The organism is Alcanivorax nanhaiticus (assembly GCF_000756665.1).
GTDB lineage: Bacteria > Pseudomonadota > Gammaproteobacteria > Pseudomonadales > Alcanivoracaceae > Alcanivorax > Alcanivorax nanhaiticus.
Window position 1 is genome coordinate 204642 of the sequence record NZ_ARXV01000006.1, and the last position, 18055, is coordinate 222696.

Consider the following 18055-nt stretch of genomic DNA (forward strand, 5'->3'; position numbering starts at 1 on the left):
TCCTAGAATTTCAGAGTGATAGAACCGCTGAAGACATGTACATCCCCTTCGGCTTCTACGGTTTCATAGGATTGTGGATACGCTGGCGAGCGCTGGTCGTAGAGATCAAACTCACGACTTTCCAGCTGCTGGTACTGATAGGCCAGATCCAGGCGCACCGGGAATGCCAGCACTGGCACCGACTTGTACTCTGCCGTCAGGCCCAGCCCCAGAATCCACTTGTCATTGTCCAGATAGTTCACTTCCAGTGAGCCATTGGACTCCATGGGCGATTCGCTGAACGCCAGGCCGCCGGTCACCATGTAAGTGTCATCGAGACGGAATTCACCGCCCACGCGGGGCACGACGATGTCCTTGAACTGCAGCTGATCCGGACCGCTGGCGTTCACCGCCTGATCCTTGATGGTGTCGCTTTCCAGTTCATCCTCAAGCGCCGACCACTGCTGCATTTCCAAGGTTACCCCAAGACGCCAGCGATCCCGGCCGTAGGCCAGACCGGCGGCGTAGATATTCGGTTGGTAGGAATCAATGGTGCTCACTGCCAGGCTCATGCCCGGGTCCAGCACCGTACCAGGTATAGTGATGGTGGAGTCCACCTTGGTGCTGGAATTGGAATAACCGCGGAAGCTGAATGCCGCCTCCAAACCATTCATCCAGCAATCGTCACTGTCGCCACAGAAGCTTTCACCGAAGTCCATGTTCAGGCCAAAAATCGGTCGCAATGACGGCACCGCAGAGACATTCAGGGTTTCATAGCTGGTCTTGCCGCCAAGGGTGGAGCTGGCAATCAGCTCGGCTTCCGAGTGCAACGTGATCCGGGCAGCAAAGCCCATATCCAGACCACGCCAGATCTGGGTGCCACCGCCCAGATTCAGAAACAGGGGCTGGCGACCATATTCCAGGTACTGGCCACCGGGTTCCGTGCCGGAAGAAAACGCCATCATTTCATCGCCGTATTTCTCTACCCCGAGCATGAAACCCAGATAGAGCGGATGGTCATACTGGGTAAGATTCGAGAGATCGGTCTTCATCCCCAGCAGCACTTGCTGGGAGGGCGCATCCTGAAGTACGTCCCCATCACGGGTGGTCATGAAAGGGCTGCCACTCACCGGGCTGGCACGCAGTTCATGGTCGGCGTGCATCAGACCGGAGGTCAGTACCCCCTGGCTCTCGCGGGCCAGATTGGCGGGGTTGTAGTAAGTCGCAGATACCTGACCATTGAACAGAGACAGCGCCTGGGCAGAGGCCACATCCGAAGGCAGCACACCATAGGTGGTACCGATATTCCCCATGCTTGCCATGGCCGGCAACGCAGACACAACCCCCAACCCGGCCAGAATGGCGGGCAGCACTTTCTTGTTTGTCATGTAGCTCTCCAGAGACTCACCCGAACGGGCTTTATTATTTTTCATCAAATAGCTAGGCAGAAAATTGCCCAAAACATGGTATTAACGTACCACTTTCCCGAAACATTACCTTACAACCAAGTCTCAATTCACCCCCAAAATTACATATATTCACATAAATAAACGCAGTAGATGCAAAAAGCTAATGCATTGGCATTAGTCGAATAATAAAGAGGCATTAGAGGAGCGAACTTGATTCAGAAAAAGCCAGTATGCACACGCATACACATCAAAGGAGAGAACATACAGAAACAGGCCCGAACCGCGTTAGCGTTTCCGGGTCAGCAAGATAACCGGCAGCAGCCCAAGCAGGACCAGGGTTAACGATGGGGCAGCGGCACGCTGCCACTCCCCTTCCGCCGTCAATTCATAGATTCTGACCGCCAGGGTATCCCAGCCGAAGGGACGCAACAGCAAAGTCGCCGGCATTTCCTTCATCACATCGATACCGACCATCAACAGCGCCGTGAACAGGCCGGGCAGCATCATTGGCAGGTACACCCGCCGCCCCACCTCTGCGGACGTGGCCCCCAACGTGCGGGCCGCCTCTACCAGGCCAGGCTTCACCTGCTGCAAGGCATTCTCCACGGGGCCGAAGGCCACTGCCAGAAAGCGCACCACATAGGCCAGCACCAGCGCCATCAACCCGCCTACCAATGGCACGGACCATCCCAACTGATGCAAGCCGTCCTGCACTGCACTGAAACTTACCATGATGCCCACTGCCAGCACCGAGCCCGGCAACGCATAGCCCAACGTGGCCAGCTGCACCGAGGCCGACACCATCCGCGAAGGTTGATGGCGTTTCACCCACGCCAGCCACCCGGCCAGCACCAGCACCAACGACGACGCCATGGCACCGAGCAGGAAGGTGCGCCACACCAGATTGGCAAAGCGCAGATCCACCCCCTGCAAACTGGTGCCAATCACCCAGTACAGCAACCGGGAGACCGGCAACAGAAACGCCAGGAAAAGCACCGTGAATGCAAAGCCACTGATCAACCAGGCGAGCCGGGGCCGAACCCGCATTACCCGCCGACCACCCAATTCACCGTAACGGGCACGGCGACGCCCACGCCGCTCCAGCATCAGCGCCACCAGCACAAACAACAGTAGTAGCGATGCCAGCTGCGCCGCTGCCTGCAGGTTGAACAGGCCGTACCAGCTTTTGTAGATGGCGGTGGTAAAGGTATCGAAATTGAACACCGACACTGCGCCGAAATCGGCCAGGGTTTCCATCAATGCCAGCGCCAGCCCTGCCGCAATACCGGGGCGCGCCATCGGTAGCGCCACCTTGAAAAAGGCTCGCAGCGAGCTGTCGCCCAGAATCCGGGCCTGCTCCAGCACAGCCCGGCCCTGGGCCAGAAAAGCCAGCCGCGCCAGCATGTACACATAGGGATAGAGCACCAGTGTCAGGGTCACCACTACCCAGAACGGGTGTCGTGCACTAAACCCTGACAGAGCGGGCCACCAGTCACGCAGCTGACTCTGGATCGGTCCGGCATAATCCAGCAAGTCCACCATGACGAAGGCCAGCACATAGGCCGGCATGGCCATGGGCAGAAACAAGGCCCATTCCAGCCAGCGACGGCCGGGGAAATCCAGCGTGGCAACGCACCAGGCCAGCGAGACCCCCAGCGCCAGCACGCCCACCGTCACCCCCACCATCAACAGCAGGGTGTTGCCCACCAGCCGCCACAACACCGTATCCAACAGGTGCTGCCAGGTCTCCCATTGCTGCTGGTGCCAGGCACTCAACAGCACCAGGATCGGCACCAGAACCAGCAACGCCAGTGCTACCGCACTGGCGCTACTGATTCCAGGGAAGCGACGCGTTGACAAAAAGCGGGACCTCACCGGTTAGCGATACCCCGCCCGATCCATCAGCTTCACCGCCTCAACCTGCAGGGCTCCGGCCACACTGACATTGAGGTCGTCTTCACGGAAATCACCCCAGGAGCGCACTTCTTCTGCCGGTTCCACAGTGGGATTCACCGGGTATTCCAGATTGATTTCCGCCAGCAGATGCTGGGCTTGCGGCTGGGTCATCCATTCCAGCAGGGCCTTGGCCTGCTCCGGATGCGGGGCGTATTTGGTCACCGCGCCACCGGAAATATTGATGTGCACACCACTCACCTCCTGGTTGGCCCAGAACAGGGACAGCGGCAGCTGCGGGTTATCACGCTTCATGCGGCCAAAATAGTAAGTATTCACTATGCCCACATCGCACTGCCCAGCGACGATAGCTTCCATCAGGGCGGTATCGTTGGAGAACACATCGGTGGCCAGGTTGCCCACCCAGCCACTGACCACGGCTTCCGCCTGCTCAGCGCCCAGGCGCTCAATCATGGTGGCAACCAGAGACTGGTTGTAGACCTTCTTGGAAGTGCGCAGACAAAGACGCCCTTTCCACTCGGGCTCCGCCAGCGCTTCATAGCTGGACAGGTTTTCCGGGTTCACCCGCTCAGTGGAATAGACAATGGTACGAGCCCGTTTGGTCAGACCAAACCACTGCTTGTTCGGGTCGGTGAAGCTATCCGGCACGTTGGCATCCAGCACCACCGATTCCACCGGCTGCAACAGTTCCATTTGTGCCGCATTCCACAGGTTGCCGGCATCCACGGTGATCAACAGATCTGCCGGGGTACGCTCACCTTCCGCCTGCAGCCGCGCTGCCAGAGCGGAGGCATTGTCCGTGATATAGCGAATGGTGATGCCCGTCTCTTCTGTATAGGCATCAAACACCGGTTTGATCAGATGGTCATTGCGGGAGGTATAGACCACCAGTTCGTTCTCGGAGGCAGGTTCTGAACAGCCCCACAGGCCCGCCAGCGCCACAACAGCACCAGCTACGACACCGATAACACGCATATCCCTTAACTCCAGTCCGGGGAATTCAAACAAGAATGATTCTTAATTGGTCTCGCAGTATGGCAGGTCTCTACGCCAAGCTCTAGCCAGAATTTTTCGCCAGATGCGGAGCCCGGGCCAGCACCGGCAGGTCCGCGCTTCTTCCCAGCGCCCGGTTAACGAAGAACCCCTTCACCGGCCCTCCCTGATTCACCATGCGCATGCCGGCATTACGCAACCAACGCAGCGGCAGGGCACGCTGCTCGAACAGCTGCTGGAAGCCACGCATGGCATTTTGCATGACCAGATTTTCGCCGCGGCGACGGCGTTGATAGCGCGCCAGCGCATGAGCATCCGCACAACCCAGCCCCTTTTCACAGGCCTGTCGTACTTCTTCTGCCAGCACCGCCGCATCCAGCAAGCCAAGATTCACACCCTGCCCTGCCAGCGGGTGAATCACATGGGCAGCATCGCCCACCAGCGCAAGGCCAGCAGCCACATACTGACTGGCGTGGCGCGGCTGGATCGGGAACACCGCACGCTCACTCAACAGGGTCACCTCACCCAGCGTATCCGCGACGCTCGCCTGCAGCTCCATGGCAAAACGTGCCGCATCGCACTGCTGCAATTCACGAATACGCTCAGGCCAGCCAGACCAGACAATCGAGCACTGTCGTTGCTCACCCTGGGCCGGATCACTGTACAGGGGCAGCAGGGCCAGCGGCCCGGATTCCATAAACACCTGACGGGCGCACCCACCGTGCGGCAAAGCCGTGCCAATGGTGGCGACCAGAGCATGATGACCGCTGTCGGAAGCGCCGCCACTGATTCCCGCCCAGTCACGCACCTGTGAGCGGGCACCGTCGGCACCCACCAGCAGATCCGCCTGCAGACGTTCATTGCCGCAGATTACGTCCCAACCCGTTTCACCGCGGCGCGCGCCCTCAACCGCAGCACCGCAACGCCAGTCCAGATTCGGCAGTGCTTGTGCCCGTTGATACAACGCCGCCGTCAAATGGCCATTTTCCAACAGCCAACCCAGTGTCTCGGCACCCGCTTCCTCGGCGCTGAAACACACCTCACCGGTACCGTCCTGATCCCACACCTGCATGGCGCTGTAGGGTTGCACCCGGCCCGGATCCAGACAATCCCAGACACCGGTGTTACGCAGTAACCAGTAGCTGGCTTCGGTCAGGGTGGACACCCGCAACTGGGCATCCCCCGTTGGCATCACCGGCACCGGCGCCCCATCCAGCACCGTCACCCGCAACCCGGCCTCCGCCAACAGCACCGCCAGCAACCCACCGGTCATGCCACCGCCAACGATAATGATGTGTTGTTCGTTAACGCCCGTCATAGATCCTTTCCAACACACGCAGACGCCATCAGGCAACCTCCGCCATTCAGCTATTGCTAAACCAAGTCACGAGAAGCGAGTTTCGAGTTGCGAAAAGCAAAACCGTTTTTCAGATTTTCGAAACTCGTTTCTCATAACTCGAAACTGTTGTTCCACCCCGCAACGCCGACGCCTCTCCGTAGCAAGGTTTCCGCTTTTGAATTCAGCTATTCGCTATTCACTGTTAACTATTAACTGCTTTTCAAAGCCCCATCGCCCGTTTCGCAAACCCACTCCGCAGCCCCGGCAGAATATCCAGCGCCACCAACCCCAACTGCCGACTATGGGCAAACAGCGGTTGCTGTACACGGAACAATTCCGGCACCCAACGGGATGCCTGACTGATCAGGGCCTGATCCTTTTCCCGTTTTTGCGCATAGGCCTGCAGGGTGGTCAGGCTGCCGGGCTGGTCACTGCCGCCGACAGTCTGTGCCAGCGCCAGCAGATCTCGCACGGTCAGATTGAATCCCTGCCCGGCTACCGGGTGCAGGGTATGAGCCGCATTGCCCACCACTACTGCGTGAGGAACCACTTGCGCACACGCCTCTGTCAGCACCAGCGGATAACGCTGCCGCTCGCCGATACCGGTGAGGCGCGGTGCCTCCGCCGGACAACGGGACTGCAACTCTGCCATTACTTCTGCCTCTCCCATGGCCATCCACTGCTCTACTTGCGAACGCGGACCGGTCCACACCAGAGCGAAACGCTGATCTGGCAGGGGCAAAAGGGCTAGCGGACCATCGTTGAGGAAACGTTCGTAAGCAATGCCGCTATGGGGGCCTGCCAGGGACAGGTTGGCAATCAGGGCATCATGCCCGGTGTCATGATCGCGGGCGCTGATACCCAGCCACTCACGGGTCTTCGAACGGGCACCATCGGCCGCGATCAGCAAGGGCGTTTCCAGGACATCACCACTGGAAAGGGAAACCTGATAGCCATGCTCCAGGCGACGAATGCCGGACAAGGTATCCGGTGCACGCACGGTAATGGCGTCATCACCGAACAGCGCCCCCAGCAACACAAAACCCAGCCAGCGGTTTTCCACCACCACCCCAAGCTGGTCGACGCCTTCTTCCTGTGCAGACATACGGGTCAACCCGAGCCGGGATTGTCGGGACACATGCACCGTGCCAATCCCAGCGGCGTGTTCACGAATGGCCTGACCCAGACCAAGATCATCCAATACCGCCAATGTGCCCGCCGACAGCGCAGTACTGCGCGCATCAAAGCTGGGAGTCAACGGCGGCGCTTCAGGCAACGTCAGCGGATGACTTTCCACCAGCACCACACTGCCTGCGCCATGGCGACGCAACAACAACGCCAGCATGGCCCCCGCCATCCCGCCGCCAACGATCACCAGAGGTTGTTGCGTCATTTCAATGTCCACTTTTACTGTAGGAGCGCCGCCTGAGGCGCGAACCCGAAGGGCGAGTTACTAGTTGCGAGTACCGAGTAACGAAAGGCTAAAAGCTCCGCTTTTCGAAACTCGCGACTCGTTACTCGAAACAGGCTATGCAACCCCGCCACTCCGACGCGGCTTCGTAGCAGGGTTTTCGCTTTTGAAGTTAGCTGTTAACTGTTCACTATTAACTGTTAACTACCCTCAACCGCCTTTCATCAAGCGCTCAATCTCCGCCACATCCTTCGGCACCTCGTGAGTCAACACCTCACAGCCGTCCTTGGTGACGACCACATCGTCTTCGATGCGAATGCCGATGCCGCGCCACTGCTCATCCACTGTGTCGTCATCCGGCGCCACATACAGGCCCGGCTCCACCGTCAAAGCCATACCCGGCTCCAGCTGGCGCCACTGATCCTGCACCCGGTAATCGCCCACATCATGCACATCCAGCCCCAGCCAGTGCCCGGTGCGATGCATGAAGAAACGACGGTAGCCTTCGGTTTCGACCAGTTCGTTGAACTCACCCTTGAGCAAGCCCAGATCCAGCAAGCCCTGGGTAAGAATGTTCACCACCTGCTCGTGGGGCACATTCCAGTGATTGTCCGGGTGGGTCGCTTCAATCGCGGCATACTGGCTGGCCAGCACCAGTTCATAAAGCGCTTGCTGGGGCTTGCTGAAGGAACCATTCACCGGAAAGGTACGGGTAATGTCCGAAGCGTACATCTCCAGTTCACAACCTGCGTCCACCAATACCAGATCGCCCTCTTTCAGCTTCTGACGGTTATCAATGTAATGCAGGATGCAGCCATTGGCCCCGCCCCCCACAATGCTCGGGTAGGCCGGGCTGCGCGAGCCGTGACGCATGAACTCGTGGATATATTCCGCCTCCAGCTGATATTCCATCATGCCCGGCTTCACCGCCTGCATCGCTCGCACATGGGCCCCGGCAGAAATGCTTGCGGCTTTGCGCATCAGCTTGATTTCAGCCGCCGACTTGAACAAACGCATGTCATGCAGATGGTGCGCCAGCGCCACAAATTCACCCGGCGGCTGGGCACCGGAACGTACCCGGTCACGGATACTGTTCACCCAGCCCATCAGACGGCGATCAAATTCCGCATCCATGCCCAGGTCGTAGTAGACCCGCTCACGGCCTTCCAGCAGCCCCGGCAAAATTTCGTCGATATCTCCGATGGGGAAGGCATCATCCGCGTCGAAGTCATTCACCACCCCTTCCGGCCCGGAACGATAGCCATTCCAGATTTCCATGGTGCGGTCCCGCTCCCGGCAGAACATCACGTACTCGCCGTGCTCCCGGCCCGGCATCAGTACCATCACCGCTTCCGGCTCATCAAAGCCGGTGAGATACCAGAAATCACTACTGGGACGGTAGGGATACTCCACATCCCGGTTACGGATGTGTTCCGGTGCAGCCGGCAGAATGGCAATACTGTTGGGGCCCATGATGCCCATCAATTCCTGACGGCGACGGGCAAATTCCTGGCGATTGATGCTCAAAATCCCTCCTGAATATGCGGGAGACGATGTAATCAGTGCTTGGTCGGTGGCGCCGGCGGTGTCTCGCCTGACTTGGCTTGCGGGCGCATGACAAGCTCAGTGTAAATCATCAGTGCCGCCATGCGGCAATGCTCGGCCACTTGCTCGAACATGTCCTCTTCCTCGTCCCCGGATTCATCCGGCGTTTCCACCTGGCTGATGGCAGCCAGATCGGACAAAGCCTCTTGAATGCCCTGCGACAGATCCTTGTCATGGGTATTGGCAGATCCGGTACCAAAGCCGACCAGAAAGCCCTCGCACCATTGGGCAATAGCGGCTACCCGCAGCCCCAGATCTTCCTCATCACCCGGCAATAGCAGGTGAAGCTCCAGCCCGGTGCCGGCAAACCCGCCCGCCAGCTCGTCACGAACCCCCACCAGCATGGCACCCAGTTCGGTGGAAAATTGCTGGCCCGGCTCAAAATCCACATGGGAAGCCAGCACCCCCAGCAACTCTTCATCGCGCCCGCCATGGCCGGTGGCCAACAAGCCGGCAGCCAGCCCCTGTAGTTCACTGGGAGAGTGAGCGATACCGGCCGCCGCCAGGGACTGGGCCAGTACCTCGAAATCAATCTGGTTGGACATGGGATGTTCCGTTATCTGCAGGCATCTCGGGCTTCCTGAAGAAAGCCATGAAAAGTGTGCGCTAAGTGGCTATCAGCATTCAATTTCGTTGACCCGTGTCAACCCCACACCTATAGTTGAAACAGCCTGTCAATCGGGAGGGGGTGCCAGCTTTTGGCAATTCCCGGTGAGGTGCAGGGGACGCGGGCCTGTAACCGGCCCACACCTTAGGCGAACCACGACCATTTTGCCATGACGACGGAACAACAACTAAAGCAACTGGAAACCCGCGTCGATGAACTGTTGCGAATCAGTTCGCGGCTGCGTCAGGAAAATCTGGCCCTTCATGAACGGGAGGCCAAACTGGTGGAAGAACGCGCCCAGCTGCTGAAGAAGAACGACGTAGCCCGTAACAAGGTCGAGGCGATCATTTCTCGCCTGAAATCCCTGGAGCAGGAATCCTGAGCGTGGCATCCTGCCACTTCTTACCCATCTAGCAATCGCGGTGCCTTGGAACATGTCTAACGAAAACTCCCTGGTGATCCACCTTCTCGACAAGGAGTATCGTGTTGCCTGCCCGGAAGGCGAGCAGGACAACCTGCTGGCGGCCGCCCGCTATCTGGATACCCAGCTGCGCGAAGTCCGTGATGCCAATGTGATCGGTCTGGAGCGGATCGCGATCATGACCGCCCTGAACATGAGCCACGAATTGCTCAATGCCCGCAAGAATGCTGGTCAGGATTCCGAGAGCGAAGCCCGCGTGCAAGCCTTGCTAGGCCGCCTGGAAGACGAAATCCAGGCCTTCGAAGACGCCCGCCGCAAGCTGTAACCGCCCCATCGCTGGCTTCAACCGAATCTCAGAAGCGAGTAACGAGTTTCGAGTTGCGAAAACCTCACATTCTGCCCACGGCTGTCGCCTTTCGAAACTCGCGACTCGTTTCTCGAAACCAATCCTTTGCCACCCTTTAACGCCATGTCGGAGATTGCCTTTCGGCAATTTCCAACCTGCGCGGCTTCGTAGCAGGGGTTCCGCTTTTGAATTCAGCTGTTAACTATTCACTATTAACTGTTAACTGCCTTTCTGCCCTGTCAAGACTGTCGCCCACTCACACCACTGTTATAATGACTTCGAGTGTTTCCTGGCTCGTACGCCAGAGGGCCATGTCCCTGAGCCGATAACGTAATACCCGGAGGCAAATATTGCCGTGTCCGTGTGCATGTCCGCCCAATGAGCGGAAAGCCTGAGGGCAAGGTTGATGCCGCCACCTTGAACCATACGGTTCAAGGGTCAAGCCCGCAGCGGCGGACCGGGAAGCACCCTTTATTTCTTTGCCAGATGCCTGACGCTCGAGGCCGGATGCCTGAACAACAGCCACTCTCGCCAGCACAACGACAGCAGCGTCAGCAGTTGCGCCGACAACTACGTCAGCGTCGCCGGCAACTGACCGCAGGCCAGCGCCGTCGCGCGTCCCTGCGCACTGGTCCCGCCCTTGCCCGCGCCCTGCAGCACCGTCCTGCCCACCACATTGCCCTGTATCTGGCAAATGAAGGTGAGCTGGATCTGATGCCAGCCATGAGCCATCCACGTCTGCACCACTCCAGCACTTATCTTCCCTGGCTGGACCCGCTGCGTCCGGGGCATCTGCGTTTTCGCCTCTGGCAAACACGTCACCCCATGCGCCCCAACCAATACGGCATTGCTGAACCCGCCCTGCTCAAGCGAGGCCGAGCCCTCTGGGCGCTGGACGTGATTTTGCTACCGGCGGTGGCCTTTGACCGTGCAGGGTATCGAATGGGAATGGGAGGAGGATATTACGACCGCACGCTAGCGGATCTGGCAAGACGACCGCGTCGTCCCAGACTGTTGGCGGTAGGTTATGATTTTCAGTGTGTAGAGGAAGGCGCGCTACCGCTGGCCCCGTGGGACCAGCCGGTAGATCAGATCGTTACTGCTGGCTCTGAGTGACCACAATGCCTGCACTGTCAGCGTAATGCTGATAATCAGGCTCATTGCCACCGTGGGTAATGCTGCTGACCAGCACTCCCAGCCCGAAAACGATTGCCAGTAGCACCAGGGCGTCCGGCTTCTTTTTCATTTTTCTATTCCCCAAAGTGGTACAGCTGTCAGAAAAATCTGACCTAAAAGTATTAACAGGACAGTCACTGTAATCGTAATGACCGTCAGAAAATGCCAACCGGGTCAAAATTTGACCATTCAAACAAGTAAAGTCAAGTAGTTACCCGCTTCTGTTGACGCTTCTTAACAGAACTACGTCATAACCCTTGGTCAACTGGTTCACAAAATGCATCTAGATGCATAGTCATGAACAGCCAAGGCGTGAAAAACAGCGTGCCCGGGGGTGTGTGACCACCCACTGCCTACCCGGTTCCCGAGGAAACCGCGTTTAATTAAGAAAAAGTCGATAGGCTGGATTGTCGCTCTCTTCCACCATGGGATAAGGCACTTTCTTCAAGTCGGCCAACAACTGGCCACCTTTACCCTCTTCCACCTGGAAACCCACCAGCACCCGGCCGTAGGCTGCACCGTGATTGCGGTAATGGAACAGGCTGATATTCCATTTGCCGCCCAGCGACTGCAGGAACGCCATCAGGGCTCCCGGACGCTCCGGGAATTCCACCCGGAACAGCCGCTCGTGCAGATCCTGCCGGGAAGTATGCCCCCCGACCAGATGGCGAATATGCAGCTTGGCCATCTCGTTGCCGCTCATATCCACCACCGGATAACCCTTGTCGGTCAGCTCCTGCAGCAACGCCTGCAGCGCCTTTCCTCCGGGCTTGAGCTGAATCCCCACAAAGATGTTGGCCTGCCGATCATCACTATAGCGATAGTTGAACTCGGTGATACCACGGCGCCCGAGGGCTTGGCAGAAGGCGCGGAAGGCTCCCGGTTTCTCGGGAATGGTGACGCCCAACAGGGCCTCACGCTGCTCACCCAGCTCGGCGCGCTCGGAGACATGGCGCAAACGATCAAAGTTCACATTCGCCCCACTCTGGATCGCCACCAGCGTCTTGTCCTTCACGCCATGTTTCGCCACCCAGTTTTTCAGACCCGCCAGCGCCAGCGCCCCGGCAGGCTCACAGATGGCTCGGGTATCTTCGAAGGAGTCCTTGATCGATGCACAGATCTCATCGGTGGTGGCGGTGACCACCTCGTCCACATTGTCCTTGAGGATCTTGTAGGTTTCCTTGCCGATTTGCTTTACTGCAACGCCATCGGCAAACAAGCCTACTTCCTTGAGAATCACGCGGCGCTTGTTATCCATCGCCGCCTTCAGACAAGCCGCATCTTCCGGCTCCACCGCGATGATCTTCACATCCGGACGCACGTACTTTACGTAGGCGGCGATGCCCGCCGCCAGGCCACCACCACCCACCGGAATGAAGATGGCATCCAGATCGCCGCTGAGCTGTCGCAGCAATTCCATGCCCACCGTTCCCTGGCCCGCAATAACATCGGGGTCATCATAAGGGTGCACAAAGGTCAGCCCCCCTTTTTCCTCCAACACCCGAGCATGAGCCAGCGCCTCATCGAAGCTATCGCCATGCAGTACCGCCTTGCCACCATGATTGCGCACCGAATTCACCTTGATGTCCGGCGTGGTACGCGGCATCACGATAGTGGCCTTGACCCCCATGGAGGTAGCGGCCAGCGCCATGCCCTGAGCATGATTACCGGCTGAGGCACAAATCACGCCACGGTCCAGCTGCTCCTGGCTGAGCTGACACAGCTTGTTATAAGCACCACGCAACTTGAAGGAGAACACCGGCTGCAGGTCTTCCCGCTTGAGCAGTACCCGGTTGCCAATTCGCTTGGAAATCAACGGCGCTGCATGAATGGGCGTTTCCACCGCCACGTCGTAAACGCGTGATTGCAGTATCCGTTTGACGTATTTGTCCAGCATGTAGGCTTCCGGGTTGGTCAGTGCACAAGGATGACAGAAGCGTCATAGTCTAGGGCTTGGCATGGGGAATTGCGATAGGTCGGGGTCGAGTCCACGCCCTTGCTGCCCTATAATTCCGGCTCATCACACACTCATCAGCATGACAGGACAGGCTCATGGATCAGGATGCGCTGAAGAAGCAGGTGGCCGAAGCGGCCCTGCGCTTTGTGCCCGAAGGCGAATACATTGGTGTCGGCACCGGCTCCACCGCCAACTTTTTTATTGATGGCCTGGCCACCATGAAAGACCGCATCAAGGGCGCTGTTGCCAGCTCTGAAGCGACTGCCGAACGCCTCAAGGGCCATGGCATCGAGGTGGTATCTCTGAACGACGTAGACCGCCTGCCCGTGTATGTGGACGGTGCTGACGAAGTGAATGCCCACCGGGAGATGATCAAGGGCGGCGGCGGCGCACTGACCCGCGAAAAGATTGTTGCTGCAGTAGCCGATCAATTCATCTGCATCGTGGACGGTTCCAAGCAAGTGAAACGCCTGGGCAAGTTCCCGCTGCCGGTGGAAGTCATCCCCATGGCTCGCTCCCATGTAGCGCGCAAACTGGTCGCACTGGGTGGCCAGCCGCAATATCGCGATGGTTTTGTCACCGATAACGGCAACATCATCCTCGATGTTCACAACCTTGATATTCTCAACCCCATCGAGCTGGAAGAGAAAATCAACAACATTGTCGGCGTGGTCACCAACGGCCTGTTCGCCAAGCGTCCGGCCAATGTAGTGCTGGTAGGCGAAAACGGCAGCGTGAATCAGTATTAAAGCGACGCAACACGCCTGACACAAAAAGGCCCCCCCTTGGCTTCAGCAAAACACTCTCTATAACCCGCTGTAGGAGCACCGCTTGAGGTGCGAACCTCGCGGAGCGAGGCGACCGAAGGGAGATGGTTTCTTCACAGACCCGTCGAGCCCGGAAATGCCTGATCGCCCTGCGGTCGATTCCGTGCTTCGCACGGTTCGCACCTCAAGCGGTGCTCCTACAGCGGCTTCGTAGAAACTCCGGAATCTGCGGAACTTTTCGACCTTTCTTAATCCAATCGAGCGTAGCTCGTAGCTCGTAGCTCGTAGCTTACGGCTTTTTATTCAGATCACGGATCATGTCGTCACGGCGCTGCTGGATGCGATTATGCAGATCCTGTTGGCGAGCATTGGATTGTTCACGCTGGGCATCCCGATGATCTTGTAACTGCTGCTGCTCACGATCCCACTGTTCCTGCCGCAAGTAGTCAGCAGTTTCAGAAGTGTTCGAACGCCCTTTCTCCGTCTCCGATTCTGCCGCGCTAACAGGCGACACAACCAAAGCTGCCACCAACAAGCTCGCAGCAATGAACGGAATATTTCTGTTCACTTCCATGACGTCCTCCCGGATCACAGTCATAAAGGAGACTCTGAATAACACTTTGCATGCCAGCGCGGGAACGCCGCCCCGCAGTTATCGCTCACCCCACTATGCCATAACAGCGTCGTCAACACGTGAGGCCAGCCACTGCTCTTTCGGATGTCTCTCCTTGCCGCTGCTTTCTCGTTCGCCGCTATGCAGGAAGCATAAAAAAGGCCGCTAACAAGCGGCCTTTATTATGCTTCCTGGGAATTAATCCCAGAAGTTATACCACGGCTTGGCTTTGGCATTAGCCTTGGCTTTCACTTCCGCTTCTTCCGCATCGACTTCAGCCTGAGCGTCCACTTCCGCTTGAGCACCAGCTTCGCTGGCGCGCTGCTTGGCGTCTTCATGACGCTGCTTGGCAGCAGCCTTGTTTTCTTCCATTTTTTCCATAGCGGCATCACGTTTGCCGCGAGCCTCATCTTCCATGCGCTTGCCATGGCCTTTCATTTCTTCGCCATGCGCTTCCGCATCGTCCATCATTTCATCGCGCTTGGCCTTGGCATCGTCTTTCATTTTTTCATGCTTTTCTTCCATGGCCTTTTTCTGAGCTTTGGCATCGGCCTTGGCTGCATCACGCTTGTCACGCACTTCCTGCTCTGCCGCCTTGGCATCCGCATCAGCATTGACCGCTGCATTGATCCCCGCATTCAAATCAGCAACGGCAACCTGGCTCATCATTGCTGCACCGGCAGTCATTGCCAGCCATATTTTCTTATCCATGCTTTTCTCTCCTTGATTCACGCCTGAATGACGCAAATGTTGTGGTTCAATCCTCGCCAAATACCATGTGCCAAACCCCGATTCACCTCAAGTAACAAACAGTAAAATCGGGAACCAGGTCAGCATCAGCCTAAATACTGATCAATAATGGCAAAGATCTTCTCACGGAAATCTGCATGTTCATTGGCAAGCTGGTGTCGTGCACCGGGTAATATGTGAATCCGCGGCTCATTGAACTTGCTTCGGATCACATTCAGGTTGTACCGCCAATCCACCGTCTCATCCAAATCCCCCTGAATCACAATTGGCGAGACATGAATGTGTGACACCTTTTCAAAACCGGGAAGCCATTTTTTCAGCGCACTCACCCAGATCGCCGAGACACGACGCGCCTGCAAAGGGTCCTTGTTTTCCAGAAAATCCAGAAAGTCAGGATCATTGGAATTGATCGAAAACACCCGCTTGATGCTATTGGCAAAAGGACTGATCAGCGTATGCAGCCAGCGGCCCGTGCCCCATTTGAATGGCCGCACCAGCGGTGCCAACAGGATAACGTGCTCGAAGGGGTTGTCTTCCCCTTCTCCTCTGCTGGCCAGATAATCCATCACGATGGCACCACCGGTGCTCTGCGCAATAACGTTCCAGGGATGAGGAAAGTGGTTGCCCGCCAATGACAGACACTGCTCAAGCACACTTCGGTAAGTGAGGAAATCGTCAATCACTGCCTGCGGGCCAGAACTTAACCCATGACCAGGCAAATCATAGGCCAGCACGGCGTAGCCCAGCTCCAATACGTGGCCAATAACATGCCGGTACAACCCAACGTGATCAAAGTAACCATGACATACCAACACCGTCCCACGGGGGGCAGGGGGGCGCCACGCATGCACTGAGATCTGGTGGCCTGCGGCTTCAAAATAACCAAAGCCATGCTCCAGGCTCGGCAGACTCTCGGCAAAGTTCAGCCCATAGTAGGCAATATAGCGCTGGCTTGACTCATCCAGCGGGTCAAACGCTTCCCAGTTCAGCGGTGTCCAGTGCTGCTGGATGTGCTCTCGATCAAAAGGGTTGTCCATGTGAGGCCAGGGTCTCCACGGTTTGCTCACGGCGTTTCCTGATAATACGGCCCCAGCCGCATAGCCGAAAGGACAAGGAATGACGCGGTGACCTACTCAGCCGCCATTCGAAGATCCATACAGGGCCATACCATGCACTTCACCAGTCAGACGCTGGACGCACTGCCAAAGCGAACCCGGACAAACCTGATCAATAGTCTTTCCGGTTTCAAAAGCGCCAATCTGGTGGGCACCCGCAGCGGCAGCGGCCAGGAAAACCTGTGCATCGTCAGCTCCTGCTTCCATCTGGGTGCAGACCCGGCCTTGATGGGTATGATCATCCGTCCCCACTCAGTTGACCGGCACACCCTCGAATATCTGCAGGAAACGGGTTGCTACACCATCAACCACGTACATGAAGGAATCATCGCTGCCGCCCATCAAACCTCCGCCCGCTATTCCCGTGAGGTTTCCGAATTTGAGGCTACCGGACTGACGGCAGACTACCACCACGATTTTCCGGCGCCCTTTGTGCAGGAAGCAAGGATTCGGCTGGGCATGAAAGTGGTGGAGATTCAGGATCTGGCGGTGAATGGCACGGTGCTGGTCATCGGTACCATCGAGCATGTGCTGTTACCCACGGGATTGATGGGTGAGGATGGCTATGTGGATGTAGAACAAGCGGGCACTGTCACACTGTCAGGTCTGGACAGCTATCACCTCACAAGGAGACAAGGGCGCTGGCGCTATGCCAAACCCGACCGCACGCCACAGAGAATCAATGAGTGAACATGGGCTCCGGCATCGGCTGCTGTAACGCCAGCGCGGCCCACCAGGCAGTCAATGCCAGAATCGGCAAGGACAACAACAGCCCCCACAGCACCAACCGGTTGGCCCACGGATTGAGCTCGCGATGGCTGAGCGCAAAACACTGCGAGGCGGGCACCGGCAACAGCAAGATGGCAAAGCCCCATACCCACAATCGCTGCCCAAAGGCAGTAATCATCAGTGTCAGCCACCCCATCCACATCAACCCGACGCCTACCGCCGAGAGCATGGCCAACGGCAGGGCGACCCATTGATGCTGGGTATAAAACTCGAGGAAGACGTTCAGCATGGAAATTCCTGATTCATGACACTTGGCCATATTCTCCGCGCTGTTCGCTGTGGGTCAATATCAGCAGGCGTTCGTCTTGCGCTGCATCAAAGAACCACAGGAAAAAGAAACTTTCTCTGGCCATCAACCTCTAACCCGCTACCAGGTGAATTGATACAAGGGAAAGACCATGAAAGATTTGCTTCGCTCGGGGCTGCTGGCAGCCAGCGTTACTCTTATTGCGGCCTGCTCCAACGGGATCGGCAACGAAACAGGAGCTCAAGCCATGCCCAGCTTCGAACAACTCAGCGGTGAGCCGTGGCAGGTACAGAGCCTGAACAGCAAACCTGTCGGCAATGCCACCGTGACTCTGGTCTTTCCCGAGGCCGGCAAGCTTGCCGGGCGCGCCGCCTGCAACAATTACATGGCTACCTATAGCGACGATGGCCAGCAGTTCACCATCCAGCCCGGCGGCATGACCATGAAGGCCTGTATGCCTCCACTGATGGAACTGGAATCGCAGTTCATGGATGCCTTGAAAGGTGTCGACACCGCGGTCTTGAATGATCTGGGTGAGCTGGTACTGAGTGGTGAAGGGGTGGAGATCAAGGCGACGCGGTAATAGTTTTGAGTTGCGAGTACCGAGTTTCGAAAGG

General features: G+C 57.5%; 19 protein-coding genes and 1 other RNA gene. 7 read left to right on the plus strand and 13 right to left on the minus strand.

The window, feature by feature from the left end; translation table 11 throughout:
* Positions 1-2 precede the first annotated feature (2 nt).
* The 7 genes from Y5S_RS09505 to Y5S_RS09535 all read right to left on the minus strand — a co-directional run bounded on the left by Y5S_RS09505 (position 3) and on the right by Y5S_RS09535 (position 9195).
* Entirely contained in the window at positions 3-1367 is a 1365-nt protein-coding gene (locus Y5S_RS09505; RefSeq protein ID WP_035232466.1) for an OmpP1/FadL family transporter, read from the minus strand.
* A 306-nt stretch (positions 1368-1673) separates the two neighbouring features.
* Entirely contained in the window at positions 1674-3248 is a 1575-nt protein-coding gene (locus Y5S_RS09510; protein WP_197055125.1) for an ABC transporter permease, read from the minus strand.
* An 18-nt stretch (positions 3249-3266) separates the two neighbouring features.
* Positions 3267-4277: an extracellular solute-binding protein gene (locus tag Y5S_RS09515; RefSeq protein WP_035232467.1), complete on the minus strand. Its 1011-nt coding sequence runs from the start codon at positions 4275-4277 to the stop codon at positions 3267-3269.
* A gap of 82 nt (positions 4278-4359) precedes the next feature.
* Complete coding sequence (locus tag Y5S_RS09520) at positions 4360-5613, minus strand: UbiH/UbiF/VisC/COQ6 family ubiquinone biosynthesis hydroxylase (protein ID WP_035232468.1); 1254 nt, start codon at positions 5611-5613, stop codon at positions 4360-4362.
* A gap of 241 nt (positions 5614-5854) precedes the next feature.
* Positions 5855-7027, minus strand: coding sequence for an FAD-dependent monooxygenase (locus Y5S_RS09525; RefSeq protein ID WP_035232615.1), 1173 nt, complete (start codon positions 7025-7027; stop codon positions 5855-5857).
* Positions 7028-7255: 228 nt separating this feature from the next.
* Positions 7256-8572 carry a Xaa-Pro aminopeptidase gene (gene pepP / locus Y5S_RS09530; RefSeq protein ID WP_035232469.1) on the minus strand — a complete coding sequence of 439 codons (1317 nt, stop codon included), beginning with the start codon at positions 8570-8572 and terminating at the stop codon, positions 7256-7258.
* A 32-nt stretch (positions 8573-8604) separates the two neighbouring features.
* Entirely contained in the window at positions 8605-9195 is a 591-nt protein-coding gene (locus Y5S_RS09535; protein WP_035232470.1) for a UPF0149 family protein, read from the minus strand.
* 231 nt (positions 9196-9426) lie between these two features.
* On the opposite strand from Y5S_RS09535, the gene Y5S_RS09540 reads away from it, so the two are divergent.
* The 4 genes from Y5S_RS09540 (at position 9427) to Y5S_RS09550 (ending at position 11140) form a co-directional block, all read left to right on the plus strand.
* Complete coding sequence (locus tag Y5S_RS09540; protein WP_035232471.1) at positions 9427-9639, plus strand: TIGR02449 family protein; 213 nt, start codon at positions 9427-9429, stop codon at positions 9637-9639.
* A gap of 52 nt (positions 9640-9691) precedes the next feature.
* Positions 9692-10003 (plus strand): cell division protein ZapA, encoded by a 312-nt coding sequence (locus Y5S_RS09545; RefSeq protein ID WP_035232472.1) that lies wholly within the window; start codon positions 9692-9694, stop codon positions 10001-10003.
* 304 nt (positions 10004-10307) lie between these two features.
* Positions 10308-10492: non-coding RNA, 6S RNA (gene ssrS, locus Y5S_RS19305), on the plus strand.
* A gap of 39 nt (positions 10493-10531) precedes the next feature.
* A complete protein-coding gene (locus Y5S_RS09550) occupies positions 10532-11140 on the plus strand; it encodes a 5-formyltetrahydrofolate cyclo-ligase (protein WP_052041503.1) in 609 nt (202 codons plus the stop codon).
* On the opposite strand, the gene Y5S_RS19695 is transcribed toward Y5S_RS09550, so the two are convergent.
* A complete protein-coding gene (locus Y5S_RS19695; RefSeq protein WP_156107692.1) occupies positions 11121-11270 on the minus strand; it encodes a hypothetical protein in 150 nt (49 codons plus the stop codon). The two genes, Y5S_RS09550 and Y5S_RS19695, sit on opposite strands and share 20 nt — an antisense overlap.
* Positions 11271-11579: 309 nt before the next feature.
* Positions 11580-13118, minus strand: a complete 1539-nt coding sequence (gene ilvA / locus Y5S_RS09555) for a threonine ammonia-lyase, biosynthetic (RefSeq protein ID WP_269319442.1) — start codon at positions 13116-13118, stop codon at positions 11580-11582.
* 134 nt (positions 13119-13252) lie between these two features.
* Here ilvA and rpiA point away from each other — a divergent pair, with 134 nt between their 5' ends.
* The gene (rpiA, locus tag Y5S_RS09560; protein ID WP_035232476.1) at positions 13253-13906 is read left to right on the plus strand and encodes a ribose-5-phosphate isomerase RpiA; all 654 of its coding nucleotides are present in this window, start codon (positions 13253-13255) and stop codon (positions 13904-13906) included.
* A 307-nt stretch (positions 13907-14213) separates the two neighbouring features.
* On the opposite strand, the gene Y5S_RS09565 is transcribed toward rpiA, so the two are convergent.
* The 3 genes from Y5S_RS09565 to Y5S_RS09575 all read right to left on the minus strand — a co-directional run bounded on the left by Y5S_RS09565 (position 14214) and on the right by Y5S_RS09575 (position 16354).
* On the minus strand, positions 14214-14498 hold the full coding sequence (locus Y5S_RS09565) for a hypothetical protein (RefSeq protein ID WP_035232480.1): 285 nt from the start codon (positions 14496-14498) through the stop codon (positions 14214-14216).
* Between the two features lie 237 nt (positions 14499-14735).
* Positions 14736-15248 (minus strand): hypothetical protein, encoded by a 513-nt coding sequence (locus tag Y5S_RS09570; protein ID WP_035232481.1) that lies wholly within the window; start codon positions 15246-15248, stop codon positions 14736-14738.
* A 125-nt stretch (positions 15249-15373) separates the two neighbouring features.
* Positions 15374-16354 carry an alpha/beta hydrolase gene (locus tag Y5S_RS09575; protein ID WP_231552662.1) on the minus strand — a complete coding sequence of 327 codons (981 nt, stop codon included), beginning with the start codon at positions 16352-16354 and terminating at the stop codon, positions 15374-15376.
* Positions 16355-16456: 102 nt separating this feature from the next.
* Here Y5S_RS09575 and Y5S_RS09580 point away from each other — a divergent pair, with 102 nt between their 5' ends.
* On the plus strand, positions 16457-17092 hold the full coding sequence (locus Y5S_RS09580; protein WP_035232621.1) for a flavin reductase family protein: 636 nt from the start codon (positions 16457-16459) through the stop codon (positions 17090-17092).
* On the opposite strand, the gene Y5S_RS09585 is transcribed toward Y5S_RS09580, so the two are convergent.
* A complete protein-coding gene (locus Y5S_RS09585; protein WP_035232483.1) occupies positions 17082-17420 on the minus strand; it encodes a hypothetical protein in 339 nt (112 codons plus the stop codon). The two genes, Y5S_RS09580 and Y5S_RS09585, sit on opposite strands and share 11 nt — an antisense overlap.
* A 169-nt stretch (positions 17421-17589) precedes the next feature.
* Here Y5S_RS09585 and Y5S_RS09590 point away from each other — a divergent pair, with 169 nt between their 5' ends.
* Entirely contained in the window at positions 17590-18021 is a 432-nt protein-coding gene (locus Y5S_RS09590; protein ID WP_231552663.1) for an META domain-containing protein, read from the plus strand.
* The last annotated feature ends 34 nt before the right edge of the window (positions 18022-18055 follow it).

What these genes read in the sequence shown, in the direction of transcription:
- Y5S_RS09505 (WP_035232466.1), bottom strand. Translation starts at nt 1,367, where the DNA reads ATGACAAACAAGAAAGTGCTGCCCGCCATTCTGGCCGGGTTGGGGGTT.
- Y5S_RS09515 (WP_035232467.1), bottom strand. Translation starts at nt 4,277, where the DNA reads ATGCGTGTTATCGGTGTCGTAGCTGGTGCTGTTGTGGCGCTGGCGGGC.
- Y5S_RS09520 (WP_035232468.1), bottom strand. Translation starts at nt 5,613, where the DNA reads ATGACGGGCGTTAACGAACAACACATCATTATCGTTGGCGGTGGCATG.
- Y5S_RS09525 (WP_035232615.1), bottom strand. Translation starts at nt 7,027, where the DNA reads ATGACGCAACAACCTCTGGTGATCGTTGGCGGCGGGATGGCGGGGGCC.
- Y5S_RS09535 (WP_035232470.1), bottom strand. Translation starts at nt 9,195, where the DNA reads ATGTCCAACCAGATTGATTTCGAGGTACTGGCCCAGTCCCTGGCGGCG.
- Y5S_RS09540 (WP_035232471.1), top strand. Translation starts at nt 9,427, where the DNA reads ATGACGACGGAACAACAACTAAAGCAACTGGAAACCCGCGTCGATGAA.
- Y5S_RS09545 (WP_035232472.1), top strand. Translation starts at nt 9,692, where the DNA reads ATGTCTAACGAAAACTCCCTGGTGATCCACCTTCTCGACAAGGAGTAT.
- Y5S_RS09550 (WP_052041503.1), top strand. Translation starts at nt 10,532, where the DNA reads ATGCCTGAACAACAGCCACTCTCGCCAGCACAACGACAGCAGCGTCAG.
- Y5S_RS19695 (WP_156107692.1), bottom strand. Translation starts at nt 11,270, where the DNA reads ATGAAAAAGAAGCCGGACGCCCTGGTGCTACTGGCAATCGTTTTCGGG.
- rpiA (WP_035232476.1), top strand. Translation starts at nt 13,253, where the DNA reads ATGGATCAGGATGCGCTGAAGAAGCAGGTGGCCGAAGCGGCCCTGCGC.
- Y5S_RS09565 (WP_035232480.1), bottom strand. Translation starts at nt 14,498, where the DNA reads ATGGAAGTGAACAGAAATATTCCGTTCATTGCTGCGAGCTTGTTGGTG.
- Y5S_RS09570 (WP_035232481.1), bottom strand. Translation starts at nt 15,248, where the DNA reads ATGGATAAGAAAATATGGCTGGCAATGACTGCCGGTGCAGCAATGATG.
- Y5S_RS09580 (WP_035232621.1), top strand. Translation starts at nt 16,457, where the DNA reads ATGCACTTCACCAGTCAGACGCTGGACGCACTGCCAAAGCGAACCCGG.
- Y5S_RS09585 (WP_035232483.1), bottom strand. Translation starts at nt 17,420, where the DNA reads ATGCTGAACGTCTTCCTCGAGTTTTATACCCAGCATCAATGGGTCGCC.
- Y5S_RS09590 (WP_231552663.1), top strand. Translation starts at nt 17,590, where the DNA reads ATGAAAGATTTGCTTCGCTCGGGGCTGCTGGCAGCCAGCGTTACTCTT.